Here is an 18,964-nt window from a genome sequence, read left to right as displayed (position 1 = left end):
GATACTGACCGATCGCCTGACCCACCTGGCTGCCAAACTGCGATAAGCCTGCAGGAGCAAAGTTGGCGGTTGAGCTCATGTTGATGCTATTGCCCACCCGATTCAGACCATAACTCATGATCGCACTTTGTGCGTCAACTCCTAGATTATTAGATATGTCCGATAGCCCAGTAACAGCACCTGAGGTAATTAAGGTAGCTGTCATAGAGCCTGGCTTGATGTTTCCAGCATTGAGGAGGACAGGCCTAATCTTTCCGTCAAGGACAAACTTTGTGCTATCGGAAATATCTAAGAGATCAGATTTTCCTGATGCAAAATCTATTCTGCTACCGAGCACACCTGTCGATGTCTGAATGAACGAACCAGCATGGTTAGTATTGGCAGTTGCAACCTCACCAAGATGGTTGAACATTAGGTAGCCAGAATTAATAAATATGCCCTTACCAAGATTCGGCATGTTTGGCAGATAGAAGCGTCCATCTTTATCATTGAGAACGTTTATATTGCTTCCTGCGTTAGTCAAAGCACCAGAGATTAGGCCCTTGTTGTAAATATCTGTTGTTCCATCAGAGCCTTTAAACTCCATCGCGACGCTACTGCGGGAATTAGCAACTGCGATAGTTCCCTCGTTATGGATATTATTTAACAGGCCATCTACAGCAATGGCTGTCCCCGTAGTCGCAAGAACTGCTGCACCCTTGTTGATGGTGATGTTAGGATCATTTGGGCCTTTCGCCGCACCAGCGTAGATGCCCGTACCCGTGTTAGCTTGAATTACGTCATTAACGTAAACACTAACAATGCCTGCAGTCCCTGTACCGCCACCAGATTTTGCTTGATAGCCAGCCTCATCAAGGTAAAAACCACCGCCGCCGCCAACCGATTGGGCAATAACACCGATCGAACCGCTGCCAGAGACCGTTATTGGTGCATTTACGTTAACGGTCACGTCACCACCATTGCCAGTACCCTGAGTAAAGTTTGGCTTAACATTGCCTATAAATCCACTAACTAACAAGATGCCGCCACCGCCACCAACTGATTGCGCGATCACACCAACAGAATTCTTGCCATTGGTTGAAATGGGCCCTGAAACATCGACTTTGACTTCACCACCATTTCCAGAAGCACTTCCGGATCCACCAATATTCACGTTAGTCGTGCTTAAAATCGTTGCGTTTGCCTGCAAGGCAGCCAGCGCAGTATAACCACCACCGCCACCAACTGATTGCGCCAAGATACCAATCGCGGCAGGTCCTTGAGTAGTGATGCCACCTTTCTGTGCTACGGAAACACCCGCTCCGTCACCACCGACACCGGATTGGCCGCCAATTTGCATGTTTGCAATCGAAAGCTTACCCGCAGAGAAGCTAGAGGTTGTAATACCACCACCTCCGCCAATAGATTGAGCGGCAATACCGATGCTATTAGCACCGGTACCGACAGCCCCCTCGAAACCTGCGGTACCAGTTTGAATGATGCTATCAACAAGCATATTTACCGTACCACTGCTTGAACTGCCTGAACCGCTACCACCAATAACAATATTTTCTGTTGCAACTTCATTAGAAGTTTCGGTTGACGTATTGTGAGACAAAATCAATCCACCACCACCGCTAATCGATTGAGACAAAATGCCTATGCTATTAGCACCTTGGGTAAGAATTAATTTACCTCCTTGTGTTACAGAAACGGCACCACCATTTCCAGATGATCCGTTTTGTGCGCCCATCAGATAGGTCTCATTCAAACTTTTAATCTGAGCACTGGCATTATTAAACGCGACTAATCCACCGCCGCCGCCAATCGATTGCGCAACCATTCCTGGAGCATTATTTCCATCAGTTGAAATCGACGCATTGCTAAAAATCTGAACAGCATTAGCATTCCCTCCAGCACTTGCGCCACTGGTGCCTTTGACTGCACCCAAAGCTGCTGATGCAGAAACACTTCCATTTCCACTACTTGCATTATTGCTCAACGCAACACCGCCTCCGCCGCCAATCGATTGAGCAAAAACACCTATTGAGCTAGCCCCCTTGGTTGTGATCCAATTAATCAGTGGATCATCGTTTTTGCCCAAAGTTACAGTTCCACCGAACAAGTTTGACCCGCCGTTTACACCCAAATTCGCGGTTATATCCGCATTTCCGCTAGTAGCAGAAGTTGTGGTGTTGACAACATTCATGATGCCACCACCCCCACCAACAGATTGCGCAAAAATACCAAAAGCTGATTGGCCAGATGTAAATACATCCGCTCTCGAAGAGACGAAAACATTACCGCCATTACCAGCAACTCCGCCCCCCCCAAGGCTAGCGTTAAAGGAATAGCTAACCATCGAAATATGATTAGTATTAGAACCGGCACTGCCCCCGCCACCGCCTATCGATTGCGCAAATATTCCAGAACTAGAATCGCCAGCTGTAGTGATTTGGGATGAATTGCTAATACTGACATTACCACCATTGCCGCCAGAACCTCCCGCTCCACCTAGCCCAGCCGCAACGGCTATGCCACCCGTTGTCTCCGAACTAGCTTCACCAGGTTCGGCGGAAGAAATTCCAGATGCAACAAACCCCTCCACATCTGCAACAGTTACTTCAACCGCTGTACTTGATGACCCACCTTTACCGCCGCCCCCCCCAACCGATTGAGCATAGATACCATCTGAAGCCATTCCATTGGTAACAATATTTCCGATGGAGGAATTTACTGTGACATCCCCCCCGCTACCACCATCCTTACCGCTGCCGCCTAAACCTAACGCAAAAGATTTCGTAGAGAAATAATTACTAACACTGTGTGCATCACCGCCAACACCCCCCCCCCCACCAATCGATTGTGCGAAGATGGCTGAAGCCTGGGCGCCATTCGTAGTTAGCGAACCTGTATTAGTAACATCAACCCTATTACCAGAACCCCCGCCTGCACCTGCACCACCAATGGATAAGGCGACGCTCAGTTTTTCGGTATCGGCATCTGAAGCGCTTTGGCCGCCAGAACCGCCTCCGCCGCCAATAGACTGCGCAAAAATTCCGTAAGAGTAATCTGCAACATTTTTTAGCCCAGTAGGGCCGCTAGCTGACGACAAAGTCGAATGTGTTTGGTTTACAGCAGTGATAACAGTGCCAGTTGCTATACCTGCTGAGTTAGTCACGCTCACCGAGCCACTATTGCCGCCGGTTCCACCAAAGCCCCCCAAACTCAAACCGACAGCCGTATCTTTAGAAGATCCACCTGCTTGACTACCCTTTTGCTCTTCACCTGCACCTGCTGCTGCACTAGATCCACCATCACTTGAAGCAGTGCCCTCTGTTTTACTACTTAGCTTACCAACGTAACTCTTAATACTTGGCGGCACAAATTCTGAAACAGGGGGAAGTTGTTTTGTAGCGCTTACTGAGCTAGTACCCCCATCACCGCCACCGCCACCAATCGATTGTGCATAAATACCCGCCGAATTGGCGGATGCGGTGATTAATTGAGCAGAGTTTTCAACTGTAACTTTTCCACCGGAATTACCAGAACCCCCAATACCCCCCATTCCTAAAGCAATGGCATATCCCGAAGATGAAGACGTGCTAGAAGTTGAACCGCCAGAACCACCACCGCCCCCAACTGACTGAGCATAAATAGCCGCAGCATTTAATCCAGTAGTGACAATTAGGGATGTATTGATATTTTTGGCATCACCAGTAGCAACCGATACATCACCAGATGAGCCACCGGTACCACCAAAGCCACCAAGACTTCCTGAAATGACGTACTTACCAGACCCACTCATGGAGCTACTAGCCCCGCCAGAACCACCACCGCCCCCAACCGATTGTGCAAAAACACCCTGGGACGAGTCGCCTATTGTTGAGATATCTGAAGTGCTATTTAAAGTTACTTTTCCACTGCTTCCACCATTACCACCAGCACCCCCGAGGCTGATTGCAATGGCTGTTCCTTCAGATGAACTCTTGCTTAGAGAGGGGGCCAAATCTGTTGGACTTGGGATTGCAGAAGCGGATGAGCTTTCCCCCTCACCAGAGGAAATGCCCATCTTACCTGCGCCATAAGAAGCAGCCAATCCTGCAACTTTTGAAGCAGTCGAAGTGCCGCTAGAAAAGTATGAAAAGCTCGAACCACCGCTACCACCTCCGCCACCAACTGATTGCGCATATATGGCAGCCGACTGGTTACCGGTAGTAATTAAGGTGCCCCCTGTCGAAACTATCACTTCAGAAGAGTTTCCACCCCTGCCGCCAGAACCACCTATTGCTGAAGCAATTTCAAGAGCCTGACTTTTTGGAGAAGAAGCAGCAACCGTTACGCTGGTTGCAAATCCACCAGAACCTCCACCACCACCTATGCTCTGAGCAAAAATAGCATTGGATAAAGCTCCCGTTGTTTTGATCGTGCCTGAGGAAGTGTTCTCATTGGAGAAAATCTTGACAACACTCCCATCGCCACCACCTCCACCACTACCTCCAACATTCAAGTTAACCGACTGCAAGCCTTGCAAAGCAAAAGCAAATGCAGATCCGCCATTACCACCTCCACCACCAATAGATTGTGCAATGATTCCAGAAGACTGATCGCAAGCAGTTTTAGCCGTGTCGCATCCACCTGTCATAATGTCGCCAACTTGCGAAACAGTCACTAGCCCACCTAAACCACCAACACCACCTTTTCCTCCAACACCTAAAGATATTACAGCCCCTTCTGTTTTTGAAGTGGCACTACTTGCTGCAAATGTAGACCCTCCATTACCCCCGCCCCCACCGACCGACTGAGCAATGATGCCCGACGACATGGCACCAAAGGTCCGAAGCTCACTTTCGGAGTTAACAGTAACTGAATTGGCCGCTCCACCCGTTCCACCGCTACCACCAAGACTTAAGGAAGCTGTAGATCCTTCGATAGAAGCTGTGCCCGATATTGCTAACCCACCATTGCCGCCAGAACCGCCAATCGACTGTGCCAAGATTGCAGCTGACTGATCTTGCATTGTAGTAATACTTGCTTGGGATTGGGTCCTAACAGTAACTTGACCAGTATGTGAATCAGCATCACCACCATAGCCCGAAATGGAAACAGATAAAGAACTCTTACCACCGATCGACCCATTGATTGACGAACCACCATTACCGCCTTGCCCACTTATTGATTGTGCAATGATGCCCGGAGACATTAAGCCATAAGTTACAACGCTATAAGGCATTCCCTTTTCTGAGTTGTACAAATTAACATCAACTGAATCGCTTTTACCTCCAGAACCTCCGCCTCCACCAACAGCAACCGAAGCTGAATAAGATCCGCTAGCGCCTCCAGAGATCGCTGTACCACCATTACCGCCATTGCCGCCGATTGACTGTGCAACGATGCCTGCTGACTGATTACCCGAAGTTTCAATCTTTGCGCCACCATAGGTTGTGAAGTCAACAAAGCTAGCTTCTCCACCATCACCGCCTTTTCCGCCAATAGAAACAGAAGCACTCGATCCAAGCGATCCACTTCCTGACAAGCTAAAACCACCATTACCGCCCGAACCACCAATGGACTGCAACAATACAGCTGGTGAAAGTTGACCAGTTGTTGATACGCTAAAAAGATTTCCTGAACCATCGGATTTAAGTAACGCTTTCACATCTCCGGCAGTTCCACCGCTACCTCCTAAACCCCCAACACTAGCAGCACCGGAAGCCTCAGAGCTAAAACTTCCTGTTATTGCATTACCGCCGTTACCGCCCGTACCACCTATTGACTGAGCGACGATTGCAGCTGATTGATCACCGTGTGTTGAAACTGCCTTAGCGTTAACTACAGTAACTTCGGATGCCTGATTGCCTGTTCCTGCTTCCCCACCAATAGCCGCTGCAATAGCAGTGTTACCACCTACAGACCAGCCAATAGCATTGCCACCGTTACCGCCTGAGCCACCAATGCTTTGAGCAAGTATCCCAAAGGAATTACTTCCATTAGTACTAATAAGTCCAGTATTGTCTACATGGACATCGTAGGCTTGTCCCCCAGCGCCTCCTGACCCACCTATATTCAAGGCAAGACTTACGCTTGAAGAAATTCCACCTCCCGCGGCAAGGCCACCATTGCCGCCCGAGCCACCAATAGACTGCGCAATGATTCCGGAAGACTGGCTATCTAAAGTCAGAATGGAGTTTGTGTTCAAAACAACTACTGTTGCGCTCTTGCCGCCCTTCCCACTGTCACCACCCAAATTAACGGTTACACCACCCATGGTGTAGATACCCTGACCAACACTATAACCACCGTTACCGCCAGTTCCTCCGATTGATTGGGCTAAAATGCCTGACGACAAGAGTGCATTGGTTTTGATACTGCTGTTGTTTCTTATTGTTACCGTACTAGCCTCTCCTCCAGTACCACCCTCACCTCCAATATTAAGGCCCGCTCCCCATGAGGACGCTGCAGCCCCCCCTGCCAAACCACCGTTACCTCCAGTTCCCCCAATTGACTGTGCCATGATGGCAGGTGATTGAGACTGTTCAGTAGTTAGTGAAACATAATAAGCAGTATTTACATCGACTGGACCTGAGCGCCCGCCATTAGCGCCTTCCCCTCCAATAGTAACGCTCCCGGTAACACTCGCCGATCCTGTGACAGCAAGCGATAAACCACCATTGCCCCCTGCGCCTCCAATGCTTTGAGCCACTATGACAGGAGACAACAGGCCATTTGTCGATAATTTGTAACTTGATCCCTGTGTGTTATCACCATTAAGGTTCACGGTGACCATCTCTGATTTCCCGCCGCCTCCACCTTTACCACCAATCGTGTAGGTTCCGGACAATGCCGTAGAAATGCTTCCGGCAATGGCGTTGCCGCCGTTACCCCCAGAACCACCTATTGACTGGGCAAGGATCGCTGGTGACTGATCCCCGGTTGTCGCTACACCCCAATTTAGATTGGCTAAGACATTTTTAGCATCGCCGCCCCAGGCACCACCCCCACCTAGACCACCATTCAAATTACCACCAAGGCTAATTCCACCAGCAACGGCAAGGCCGCCATTGCCACCCGAGCCACCAATAGACTGAAGAGCGACGCCCGGCGAAAGTGAGCCATTGGTAGTAATTTGCCCAGTAGAAGTCACTGTTACATCTCTTGCATAAGCGCCATTTGCGCCGCCACCACCAATACTCGTCGCAAAGCCTGCACCACCAGATAGCGAACCAGTAATTGCCGTACCACCGTTACCCCCAGTACCACCGATGCTTTGCGCCAAAATACCGGCAGAGTTAGCCCCTTGAATATTCAAGGAGCCCGCATTCGTCACTGTGACATCCAAACCGGTTCCAGCGGCACCACCCGTGCCGCCAACATTCATCGCGGTGTTGTATACAGCCGTTAAAGACCCATACGAATACCCACCGTTACCACCACCACCGCCAAGCGACTGGGCCAGTATCCCCGGATTGTTGCCCCCAGTATTTGTCATTGCGGTACTGTTGTTCGCAGTAATAACACCGTAGTTTGTTACGCTAACCGAGCCACCTGCAGCACCGCTTCCCCCAGTACCACCAATACTGGTGTTGTATCCATACAAGGAAAGACCACCCGACGATGATGCACCGCCATTACCACCACCGCCACCAATAGACTGGGCGAGAATGACCGGCGCGCCACCTCCGGTGGTCGTCAGATTGCCGTTATTGACAAGCGTAGTGGTCTTTCCATCACCACCTCCCCCGCCGCTTCCTCCAACGGACATACCAAATGTCCACATGGATGCACTGATACCAAGACTAGTACCGCCATTGCCGCCACCGCCACCAATAGACTGCGCAACAATCGCACTAGCGGCCGAACCAGATGTTTTAATGGTGCCATCGTTATAGATGGAGACTAGATTAGCTACTTGCCCACTACCACCCACTCCTCCGATACTCTGAGAGACACTTGCGCCACCTAGTGCAGCACTGATGGATGCACCGCCACTACCCCCGCCACCGCCAATGGATTGTGCGATCAAACCATAGGAGCGATCACCACTGGTTGTAATCGAACTAGCGGGAACAAAGACACCTTGAACTGTTGCGTTAGTGTTGTCCAAATAGGCTTGATTACCGGCACCGCCACCACCACCAGCACCGCCCATGGCCAGACTGAAGGTGCCAATGCCACTAACCGCTCCTGAGACGGCGCTACCACCATTGCCACCGCCACCACCAATTGATGCTATTTGCACCCCAGGCGAGTCCGAGCCGCTTGTCGTGATTGCGAGCCCATTAGGACTTGCATAAACGCCGCCTGCGCTTCCGCCTGTAGCTCCCGAACCACCATAGGCCATACTCACACTAGCGTCTGCTGAAGCAGACAGAGCGATTGCAAAGCCGCCATTACCGCCACCACCACCTATAGATTGCGCTAGTATCCCCGGCGATCCAACGCCTGCAGTAACAATGGAAGCCCCAGATACTGGCGCCATTCTTTGTACAACACCGGAAGCTGAGCAAATATCTGTCGTCGTGTTCGGACAGTTAATCCCGACGGCATCTCCTTTTCCACCAGACCCACCGTTTCCACCCGTTGCATCACCAAATGCAGCTCTAAAGCCGGCTGATACCGAAATCGCTCCCCCCCCAGAACCGCCACCACCACCAATCGACTGCGCCAAAATCCCTGCAGAATTACTCTCTCGGGTAAAGATATACCCAGAATTGGCCACATAGACCACGCCGCCATTTCCACCATTTCCACCCGTGCCGCCCAGCGCCATACCACCGCCAACGATGCTGCCTGAGATACCCATACCCCCAGCACCACCGCCACCGCCTATGGATTGCGCAAGAATGCCAAAGGCTCCGCCATTCGACGCACCGCTATAGGCTGTTGTTGTATGACCCAAGCAAATACCTGATGCATTAACCCCCTGGCAAGCATTACCTGTATAAATCTCTCCCGTATTGCTGACGTTCACCACATTGCCAGAGCCACCCTCACCACCCGAACCGCCAATCGCAACGTTGCCTGCAGCCATGCCACCGGCACCACCACCACCACCAACGCTTTGCGCGAATATCCCGACAGAAGAGGATCCATTAACCACGATAATCCCTGTATTCGCAACAATGACACCACCAGCAGAGGCTGCGTAGCCGCCAGATGCTCCTATCGCATATAACCCAGCACTTGACCCAGCGTTTCCGCCGCCACCACCAACACTTTGTGCAAATATGCCGTAACCACCTTGCATAGCACCATAAAGATTGCCGGTATTAGCAACCCAAACAGCTCCACCTGGCCCACCATAGCCGCCAGCACCACCGGAACCACCTGCGCCATACCATGCCGCGGACCCATTGCCGCCATTGCCGCCATTACCCCCGATACTTTGGGCAAAAATGGGAGTAGCGTAATAGGACGCAATAGTGGCGTTATTAGTTACAAATACTGCGCCTCCAGTGCCGCCAGCACTACCTGTTCCCCCGTTACTCCCTGTCCACCAAGAGCCACCACCATTGGTACCATTGCCACCCCAGCCACCAAGGCTCTGAGCATAAATCCCATAACTATTGGTAGTTATATTGACGCTGTTGGTAAATTTTACAAAGCCACCAGCTCCGGCAATCCCGCCGTTGCCTCCACCATGACCTCCATCACCGCCACTACCACCAATCGACTGAAGAAATATGGTTGATGACCAACCAGATGGGGTAGCGGTATTGATTGAAGAATACTGACCGGGCGAGAATGTGACGTTCAGGTCACCGCCTTTAGCACCGGTACCCCCTGTGGAGGCGCTGTATCCGCCCGAACTATCACCACCGCCACCACCCCATCCTCCCATGGAGATGTAAACCAGCGCATCCTGAATAATGGGGGGCGGATTTGTTGTCTGCTGATCCTTTACGTTATCGCGCTGATTCCATAACGTTGTATTTATAGACAACGGTTGATAGCCAGCATACCCACCAGTTGAAGCACGAGCTTCTCCTTCATTAGCATTCTGGCCTGCAGCTCCGTCTCCGCCACATACAATTGGCAAACTATAGTTGGGGGTTCCAATTGCTCCATCCACTCGCGTGGGAAACTCAATTGAGCCTTCATACCAGGGGTTAATACCTGGTGGTGTTACATAGTGAATACAGACATTCGTCTTTCCATTACCACCCCATTGAGCATAGTAAGTAGGATGTGAGTCATCTGCCCCGGCTGAAAAAGCAACAAGACCAATAATCGATGAGAAAGCGATGCGTCGGCAGAGAATCCGAACAGCAATCATTGAACAAGATGGGGTGTTCCAAGCCTTAATCATTTGGTCTTATTGAATATGCATGAACAAAAGTTCAGCGATTCTACAAACACCAAGTTGATTCAACCTAGGGAATTTGTGCGCTTTTTAACGCAGAAACTCAATCGCATCATATTGTTTTATATAGACATTCTTGCCGTTAAGACACTTTAGTGTTTTTGTTCACCTAAATCGCAAGAGACTACAAATACTAATCACCTGCCGACAAGAGCCTTGAGATGTTATCAATGACCATTTGACGGTGCGGTTCCTTACCCGCAATCGGATCATTTTCTGCATACGGTCTTTCAATGAACAAAAATATCGCCCGACAAATGTACTTCGCTTCTGCTCGGTCTAGCTTTCTGAAACACCCGCTCTGATTGAGTTCAATCAGACGAAGCAATGGATCCAATATCTCTTCAGTGTATGCGAATACTTGAGCCAAGTCTTCAGACCGCCTGAATGCACGACTCTCATAGTAACGAATAACCGCTGGGTTGACTTTTTCAATCCCTCTAAATGCCAGATATGCTAACGCCTCAGCGAATTCTCTAGGATTTGCATTTGGGCCAAGTTCTTGCAAGCACTTCTCAATCTTTGCAATCTGCTTGCCCCTGCCTAAGGCGATCACATATAAAAACACATTTTCAATTTTTCCGAGTCTCTTAATCAAAGATCCAAGAGAGTAACCAGAAACCTTCGATAATGTTCGTGCATCAAATTGATCTGGATCACCGGATTCAGTGATCACTGCGGCTGCATCAAATAAATCATCAAGAGTTCGCCTTGAGCGCTCCTGCTGAGCATCTTTGAAACGAACTTTCAACTTTTTCAATGAATCACTCAAAGCAGTCTCCTTAAGGTGATCCTCCCGACAGATAAATGAGATCGGAAGTAGAGTTTTCTCGTAACTCAACACAACACACTCTAGCGCGATAATCTGCATTTATGGATCGTTGCCATCGACTGCTAATGATGGTCGAAGGCTGAATTGGACGGCCTAAGCGCTGGACATTGGACGCATGACCTTTTCCGGCTACATTGCCCAATGCGCCACGCTCTATGAGGGCATCTAGTCTGACAAGAATTAATCTTAGGTGATTTCGATGGCTGGGCGGTTGCCGAAGCGGTTTGCCCAAAACAACTTCCAGCGGGAAATAGTGATCCCGTCCGGTGTGCTGCGCCATATAAGCGTCTAACAAGTCTAACGCTGTAATTCTGGCCTCTATTCAAGAGGCTGGACTGCTATTTGTGGTGGTTTCCATCATCTGCTCCATTCGTATAAGCAACGTTCTGTTGCGAATCTATGAATGGGCTGAAAGCCACGCCAAATAGGCATTTGGAGGCGCGAGCCGGAGTCGAACCGACCTACACGGATTTGCAATCCGGTGCATAACCGCTTTGCTATCGCGCCACTTGGTGCATCTTAACTAAAAAGGGAAAGCAGAAGCTTTCCCTTCCTTTGAAACCTGGAGCGGCAGAAGAGTCTCGAACTCTCGACCTATACCTTGGCAAGGTATCGCTCTACCAACTGAGCTACTGCCGCATCGGAGCCCGAATTATACAGAGATTCGGAAACTTGGGTCAAGCATTTGTTGCCAGAATTTTTCAATCGCTCTCTTGTAGATCCGGCCATGCCACATAGAGATAGTACGCCATGGACCACAGGGTTAACCCAGCAGCCACCCAGATTAGCAAGGTCCCCCAGAAGATCATGTCCAGGCCGGCCACAGTACCACTCTGCAGCAGCATCGGGATTGCCGTGAGTTGTGCTGCTGTTTTGAATTTGCCGATCATATTGACGGCCACACTCTTCCGTTTCCCCATGCTGGCCATCCACTCTCGCAGTGCAGAGATTGTGATTTCACGGCCAATAATGATGATCGTCACCAGTTCACTGACCCGACCATCTGCGACCAGGAGAATCAGCGCGGTTGAGACGATGAGTTTGTCAGCCACCGGGTCCAGAAACGCCCCAAAATTGGAGGTCTGGTTCCACTTGCGGGCCAGGTAGCCATCCAGCCAGTCGGTGACTGCGGCAATAATGAACAGGATGGCCGAGAGCAGATTACGCCCTGCTTCGTCGACAGGCAGCACATTTGGCACAAAGGCCATTACCAGCAGCGGAATGCAGGCAATGCGTGCCCAGGTTAGGAAGAGTGGCAGATTCATAACCATATTATCAGCGATCTTGGAGCGCTTCGTGCACCCGTTGCGCTAATTCAGGACTCATACCGGGCACATTGGCAATGGCATCAATGCTGGCCACCTTGATTTCTGACACACTGCCAAAGCAGGTCATCAAGGCTTTCCGGCGCTTCGGCCCAATGCCGGGAATCTCATCCAGCCTTGAGGCGATCCGTGCTTTCTGGCGCCGACCACGGTGACCGGTGAGGGCAAACCGGTGCGCTTCATCCCGAATTTCCTGCACGAGGTGTAAGCCGGGATCATCTGGATTCAGGTGCAGTGGCTCACGATCATCGACAAAAATCAGGGATTCGAGGCCGGGTTTTCTACCTAGCCCTTTAGCCACTCCGACCAGCGGAATGTCGCTACGACCGATCTCTGCGAGCGCTTCAGCGGCTTTCGCCACCTGGCCTCGGCCACCATCTATCAGTACCAGATCCGGCTGCCGTGCTTCAACCGCCTGATCGGACGCGCCCTCCTTGATCTTGTAACGACGGTATACCGCCTGATGGATGGCCGCATAGTCGTCACCCGGCGTAATATCGGTAATGTTAAAGCGCCGATAATCCGAACGGCGCATGGCCCCGCCCTCTTTCTCATCATGCATCCATACCACACACGAAGCCACTGCGGCTTCGCCCTGCGTATGGCTGATATCGAAACACTCGATACGGTTCAGCCGCTCCAGTGAGAGGCCTGATGTCTGCAGGGCCGCAAGCAATGACGACTGGCGCTGCCCCTGGAGTGTCTGCATACGACGGCGCTGCGTCAGTGCCAGTTGTGCATTGTTGACGGCCAGCTCTACCCAGGATTTGTGTTGCGCGTAATGCGGCAGATCCATCGGCATTGGCCGACCAATCATGCCCGTGAGCGTTTCGGCAACCGATTCATCGACGGCCACATTGACGAGCACCTTTCCGGGCGGCGGATGTAAGGCGTAGTGCGATTCGATAAAGGCTGACAGTACTTCCGTCAAGGATGCCTGATCGAGCATGTTCGCTGCCTGCGGAAAATGGGCCCGGTCACCCAGATGGCGGCCACCACGCACCATGGCGAGATTGACGCAGAGGCTACCGCCCTGTTCCACGGCCACGATGATATCGACATCTTCAGCCTGATGGCTGTCCATGATCTGCGTATCCTGCGCGTGATGCAGCGCCTGAATCTGGTCGCGGAACATGGCAGCCTGTTCAAAGGCCAGCTGTTCTGAGGCCTGTTCCATCAGCATCGTGAGACGTTGGGTAATTTCCTGATGTCGTCCCTGTAGGAACATCATGGCAGCCTTCACGTCTTCGGCATAATCTGCCGCACTGATTCTGCCGACACACGTGCCGCTGCAGCGTTTGATCTGATACAGCAGGCAGGGCCGCGCCCGGTTATTGAAGACACTGGGTTCGCAGGTACGTAACCGGAAGATCTTCTGCAACAGATGCACGGCCTCACGCACTGAATAGGCATTGGGATATGGGCCAAAATAGTCCGCATTGTTGGACAGACTACCGCGATGCAGACCGATCATGGGCCAGGCTTCGCGGGTCAGTCGGATGTACGGATAAGACTTGTCATCACGAAAAAGAATGTTGTACTTGGGCGCCAGTTCCTTAATGAGATGGTTTTCCAGCAACAGCGCTTCTGATTCCGACGGCGTCGGCGTCACCATGAGGCTGGCAACTTTGCTCACCATCAGGGCAATACGCGGACTGCTCAGATTCTTGGCAAAGTAGGACGAAACGCGGTTCTTGAGGTTGCGGGCTTTGCCGACATATAACACCTGGCCGTCTTCCGCGAGAAAACGATACACCCCCGGCCGCTCAGGCAGTGTACGTACCTGATCCTGCAGGGGGTGTGTCATGGTGGGCAGGCTAAAACGCGGTACTGGGTATTACAGCGACTGGATCAGTTTCAATGCCGCCTGATAATCTGGGTTGGCGTCGAGTTGTGCGCGGGTCAGCGGCTGCTTATCGCCCAATCCCACCTGCCCCAGCAGATTCGGGATGCGGGCCGCACGCTTTGGCTGGGCTTCGGGCTGCCATTGGGCCAACAGCGCATCCACGAAGTCGGGCTTGTTGCAGACGAGAAGAACATCACAGCCGGCATCCCAGGCAGCATTGGCACGGTCGATAATGCTGCCGGCAACGCTGGCCCCTTCCATCGACAGATCATCGCTAAAAATAATGCCATCGAACTGACATTCCAGACGAAGTTTCTCGAGCCAGCGCGGCGAGAAACCGGCAGGACGGTCGTCCAGCACCGGGTAGATCACGTGTGCCGGCATCACGGCATCCAGTGCCAGTTCATGATACGGCTGCATGTCAATTTCGATCTCGGCCATGGAACGCTCATCGACCGGGATAGCCACATGCGAATCAGCCTCGACCCAGCCGTGACCGGGAAAATGCTTGCCACAGGAGCCCATGCCGCCTTTGGCCAGACCCCGGATCAATGCAGCGGCTAAACGGGAAACAATTTGCGGGTCTTTCGAGAAGCTGCGATCACCGATTACACCGCTACGTCCCCAGTCCAGATCCAGCACTGGTGTAAAGGAAAAGTCCACGCCGTGGGCACGTAATTCAGCCGCCAGCACCAACCCCACCGCGACCGCCGCATCTTCTGCAGCAATCGGGTCTTTGGCAAAAAGCTCATCCAGCACACGCATGGCAGGCAAACGGGTGAATCCTTCACGAAAGCGTTGCACCCGGCCACCTTCGTGATCCACGGTAATCGGTAGTGGCGGATGGCGCAGTTGGGCGATTTCCTGGGTCAGTGCAGATAGTTGCACCGGATCCTTATAGTTGCGCGAGAAAAGAATGACGCCACCTACCAGCGGGTGCTGCAATCGACGCTTATCGGCCTCCGTGAGTGTCAGACCTTCCACATCGACCATCAGGGGACCATAGGCAACATTCATGTTCATGATTTCTCCACGACAACAAAAGCAACAGCATGGGCCACCTCATCGGAAATCGATAGGTGGATCTGCAGGGAACGCTGACGGATCCATGCCGCCAGCTCGGCTTCAAAACTGAAAAATGGCTTACCGAGTTCATCGTGTTCGACACGAATCGAAGGTAGCAGGATGGGGGCACGAAGCCCGGTACCCAGGGCTTTGGCAAGAGCCTCCTTGGCTGCAAAACGTTTGGCCACAAAACGATCTGCTACCGGTGCCAGCAAGGCTTCATGCTGCTCCTGAGGATGCAGTAGATGCGCCAGACCCCGCGCCGGATGGCGGGCCAGCAACTGGCCGATGCGCTTAACCGATACGATATCGGTGCCAATGCCGTAGATCATATTAACGGTTCAGGCTGACGGCTTCGCGCATCAGGCGCTTCATGTCACAGACGGCTTCGCGCAGGCCGACAAAAATGGCTCGGCTGACAATCGCGTGTCCGATATGCAGCTCGCGAATGCCCGGCAACGCGGCAATAGGCTGTACGTTGTAATAGTTCAGTGCATGGCCGGCGTTAAAACGCATCCCCAGGCCACGAATCTGCTGCCCCGCCTCGGCAACACGCTGGAGTTCGGTCTGCACCGCCGGACGCTCGACATCCCGGCCAGCCGCATGAAAGGCATGCGCATAGGGTCCCGTATGTATTTCGCAGACCTGCACACCGATGCGTGCTGCAGCGGCCACCTGCGCCGGTTCGGCATCAATAAAGGTGCTGGTCACGATACCGGCGTCGCGCAGACGACCGACAATGGACGCCAAACGGGCCTCCTGGCCCACGATATCCAAACCACCTTCCGTAGTGACTTCCTGGCGCCCTTCAGGGACGAGCATCGCCATTTCCGGCTTGAGCGCACAGGCAATGCCCACCATCTCATCGGTCGCCGCCATTTCCAGATTCAGTTTGATCTGGGTGAGATCACGGAGTTTGCGCACATCGGCATCCTGGATGTGGCGTCGATCTTCGCGTAGATGAACAGTGATGCCATCGGCACCGCCAATGTGCGCCTCGACCGCCGCCCAGACCGGATCCGGTTCATAGGTACGACGTGCCTGGCGCAGGGTTGCCACATGGTCGATATTGACGCCGAGTTCAATCATGATTCCCAATCCAGAATTACAGGTCAGTCAGTTCTTCAAAGAGACGACGGCTATGCAGTTGTCGTCCATTCAGGTAAAACGCCATCAGACTGCGCATCAGCTGTTTGCTTTCTGCGAGGCTGGTCGGATTGCCAAAAGATTCAGCTTCCAGATCCAGCAATGTCTTCCCACTTATTGTACCGGCGGTGGCCGAAGAATCCGTCACGACGCGCGGACCGGATTCCATTTCATACAGATAGCGTGCTTGTGCCCGAATGACCTCCCCCGCCGTATCGTGCGTGAGCATCAGGCCATAACCCAACTCACCCAGCAGGTGCTTTTCAAATCCGCGCAGGCAGATCGAAAAAAAAGTCGCATCCGGGCTCGTACATGCCGCCAGCGCCATCAGGGTTTGGCCATAATGTTCGAACAACTGCTCGTGGGCATCTTCCCGTGGCAAGAGATTGATCAGCAACTCGTTCATGTAATAACCACACAGCAGGGCACGCCCTTCAAGCAGCGGCTGCCCGCCCTGCCATTCGGCGTTATGCAATGTCACCACCTCACCTTTACCGCTCCAGGTCATTTCCAGGGGTTGAAATGCCATGAGTACCCCACGCATCGCTGATCGGGGACGGCGGACACCTTTGGCGACCAGTGCCATTCGACCGTAATCGCGGGTAATCGCCTCGACGACCAGGCTGGTTTCACGGTAGGGCCGGGTATGTAACACAAAGGCTGGTTGGCGATCGACTTTAACGGGCCGCATAAACTAACAGAGCGCTTGAGTAAGGGTTATTTGCGTTTGTGCGTAATTATTCGTAACCCAGTGTGCGCAGCAGGCGTTCGTCATCGGCCCAGCCGGACTTGACCTTCACCCAGAGCTCCAGGTAGACGGTACCACCGAACAGGCGGGTCATATCCTGGCGGGCCTCCGACGCGATACGCTTCAGGGTTTCACCATGCTTACCGATGATAATCGGCTTGTGTGATTCACGGTCTACCACAATGGCGGCAAATACCCGGCGCAGATCACCTTCGACTTCAAATTTCTCGATTTCAACGGTTACCGAATAAGGGAGCTCGTCACCGAGCAGGCGGAATAGTTTTTCACGGATATATTCCGAAGCGATGAATCGCTCGCTACGATCCGTCAGGGTATCCGGATCATAGAGGAAACCCTGTTTAGGGAGCGCGCCACGAATTTCACCGAGTAACGCATCCGCCTGTGTGCCCTTCTCCGCACTCACCGGCACCACGGCAGACCAGTTGCGGACTTCTGCCAGTTTGGCGACAAAGGGTAACAGTGCTGCCTTATCCTTAAGTTGATCAATCTTGTTCAGCACCAGAATCACCGGGCGATCTTCAGGCAGCAACGCCAGTACTTTACGATCTGCATCGCTGTAACGACCAGCCTCAATGACAAAGCAGATGACGTCGACTTCCTGTAGCGCCTGTGTCACGCCGCGATTCATCGTCCGGTTTAAAGCCGAACTGTGTTTGGTCTGGAATCCCGGTGTATCAACAAAAACGTACTGCGCATCATCATCTGTGCGCACGCCCATGATGCGGTGGCGTGTTGTCTGCGCTTTGCGGGAGGTGATACTGAGTTTTTCACCGATCAACCGGTTGAGCAATGTAGACTTACCCACATTGGGGCGACCCACCAGGGCAACCAGCCCGGCCGGTGCCAGTGAATCCGGCGCAACTGGCAATGTGATCGAATGTTCAATCCTATCTTCGGTCATGATGTCTTTTCCTGTTGGCGCGCTTCAAGCGCCATGAGTGCCATGAACGCCTTTTCGGCGGCCTGCTGTTCGGCAGCGCGGCGCGTGGGGCCTGTGCCGCGGGTTTCGATCTGCTGATCAGCAATCTGACACGTCACTTCAAAGGACTGGGCATGGGCTGCCCCACTGATTTTAGGCGTGCCATAGGCCGGCAACGCGCAACGTCGTGCCTGCAACCATTCCTGTAAGCGGGTTTTAGCATCTTTGGCCGATGGTAATTTGGTCAGATCTATTGCTTTAAGCCGTTGATCGAAGTTACGGAGGATGACCTGACGCGCCGTCTCGAAATCGGCATCCTGCCAAACAGCGCCATAGAGTGCCTCAACGGTATCGGCCATAATCGATGGCCGATTCTGACCACCGCTTTTCAGCTCGCCCTCCCCCAGACGAAGGTAGCGACTCATACACAATTCGGCGGCCACGGACACCAGTTGATCCTGGCAGACCAGATTCGATCGCAAACGCGAGAGATCGCCTTCCGGTAACGCCGGAAACGCATTGAAGAGCGCTTCTGCCACCACGGCATTCAGAATGGCATCTCCCAGAAATTCCAGCCGCTCATAATGATCGCGGCCGAAACTCCGATGGGTCAGTGCCTGTTCAAGCAGCGTCGTTTCACGGAACTGGTAGCCAATAGCAGTTTCCAGCCCGGCCAGCAGGTTTTGCGCTGTTGTACGATGGCCCGATCCGGTCATGAAT

At 52.5% G+C, this 18,964-nt stretch carries 10 protein-coding genes and 2 tRNA genes; all 12 read right to left on the bottom strand.

Features of this window, described 5'->3' with window-relative positions; genetic code table 11:
* The coding region (locus AC3GOJ_RS06520) for a beta strand repeat-containing protein (RefSeq protein WP_488236659.1) at positions 1 to 10,288 on the bottom strand (10,288 nt) is incomplete at its 3' end.
* A gap of 187 nt (positions 10,289 to 10,475) precedes the next feature.
* Positions 10,476 to 11,114, bottom strand: coding sequence for a hypothetical protein (locus tag AC3GOJ_RS06515; protein ID WP_488236658.1), 639 nt, complete (start codon positions 11,112 to 11,114; stop codon positions 10,476 to 10,478).
* 493 nt (positions 11,115 to 11,607) lie between these two features.
* Positions 11,608 to 11,681: transfer RNA gene (locus AC3GOJ_RS06510), tRNA-Cys, on the bottom strand.
* A gap of 56 nt (positions 11,682 to 11,737) precedes the next feature.
* Positions 11,738 to 11,813 (bottom strand) — tRNA-Gly (locus AC3GOJ_RS06505).
* Between the two features lie 62 nt (positions 11,814 to 11,875).
* Positions 11,876 to 12,445, bottom strand: coding sequence for a CDP-diacylglycerol--glycerol-3-phosphate 3-phosphatidyltransferase (gene pgsA / locus AC3GOJ_RS06500; RefSeq protein ID WP_488236657.1), 570 nt, complete (start codon positions 12,443 to 12,445; stop codon positions 11,876 to 11,878).
* 4 nt (positions 12,446 to 12,449) lie between these two features.
* Positions 12,450 to 14,306: an excinuclease ABC subunit UvrC gene (gene uvrC / locus AC3GOJ_RS06495; protein ID WP_488236656.1), complete on the bottom strand. Its 1,857-nt coding sequence runs from the start codon at positions 14,304 to 14,306 to the stop codon at positions 12,450 to 12,452.
* 30 nt (positions 14,307 to 14,336) lie between these two features.
* Positions 14,337 to 15,368 carry a beta-N-acetylhexosaminidase gene (nagZ, locus tag AC3GOJ_RS06490; RefSeq protein WP_488236655.1) on the bottom strand — a complete coding sequence of 344 codons (1,032 nt, stop codon included), beginning with the start codon at positions 15,366 to 15,368 and terminating at the stop codon, positions 14,337 to 14,339.
* Entirely contained in the window at positions 15,365 to 15,742 is a 378-nt protein-coding gene (acpS, locus tag AC3GOJ_RS06485; protein ID WP_488236654.1) for a holo-ACP synthase, read from the bottom strand. The genes nagZ and acpS overlap by 4 nt, the downstream gene beginning before the upstream one ends.
* A 1-nt stretch (position 15,743) precedes the next feature.
* Complete coding sequence (locus AC3GOJ_RS06480) at positions 15,744 to 16,499, bottom strand: pyridoxine 5'-phosphate synthase (RefSeq protein WP_488236653.1); 756 nt, start codon at positions 16,497 to 16,499, stop codon at positions 15,744 to 15,746.
* A 16-nt stretch (positions 16,500 to 16,515) separates the two neighbouring features.
* On the bottom strand, positions 16,516 to 17,247 hold the full coding sequence (recO, locus tag AC3GOJ_RS06475) for a DNA repair protein RecO (RefSeq protein ID WP_488236652.1): 732 nt from the start codon (positions 17,245 to 17,247) through the stop codon (positions 16,516 to 16,518).
* A gap of 46 nt (positions 17,248 to 17,293) precedes the next feature.
* On the bottom strand, positions 17,294 to 18,226 hold the full coding sequence (gene era / locus AC3GOJ_RS06470; RefSeq protein WP_488236651.1) for a GTPase Era: 933 nt from the start codon (positions 18,224 to 18,226) through the stop codon (positions 17,294 to 17,296).
* Positions 18,223 to 18,960 (bottom strand): ribonuclease III, encoded by a 738-nt coding sequence (rnc, locus tag AC3GOJ_RS06465; protein ID WP_488236650.1) that lies wholly within the window; start codon positions 18,958 to 18,960, stop codon positions 18,223 to 18,225. Before rnc ends, era begins: the two co-directional genes overlap by 4 nt.
* Between the last annotated feature and the right edge of the window lie 4 nt (positions 18,961 to 18,964).

This window comes from Fluviibacter sp., from assembly GCF_057744235.1.
Note: the sequence above shows the minus strand (reverse complement) of the source record. Positions and strands in the feature narration are given on the sequence as shown.

Excerpts from the sequence above, each read along its gene's own strand:
- pgsA (WP_488236657.1), bottom strand. The coding sequence starts at position 12,445 with ATGGTTATGAATCTGCCACTCTTCCTAACCTGGGCACGCATTGCCTGC.
- uvrC (WP_488236656.1), bottom strand. The coding sequence starts at position 14,306 with ATGACACACCCCCTGCAGGATCAGGTACGTACACTGCCTGAGCGGCCG.
- nagZ (WP_488236655.1), bottom strand. The coding sequence starts at position 15,368 with ATGAACATGAATGTTGCCTATGGTCCCCTGATGGTCGATGTGGAAGGT.
- acpS (WP_488236654.1), bottom strand. The coding sequence starts at position 15,742 with ATGATCTACGGCATTGGCACCGATATCGTATCGGTTAAGCGCATCGGC.
- AC3GOJ_RS06480 (WP_488236653.1), bottom strand. The coding sequence starts at position 16,499 with ATGATTGAACTCGGCGTCAATATCGACCATGTGGCAACCCTGCGCCAG.
- recO (WP_488236652.1), bottom strand. The coding sequence starts at position 17,247 with ATGCGGCCCGTTAAAGTCGATCGCCAACCAGCCTTTGTGTTACATACC.
- era (WP_488236651.1), bottom strand. The coding sequence starts at position 18,226 with ATGACCGAAGATAGGATTGAACATTCGATCACATTGCCAGTTGCGCCG.
- rnc (WP_488236650.1), bottom strand. The coding sequence starts at position 18,960 with ATGACCGGATCGGGCCATCGTACAACAGCGCAAAACCTGCTGGCCGGG.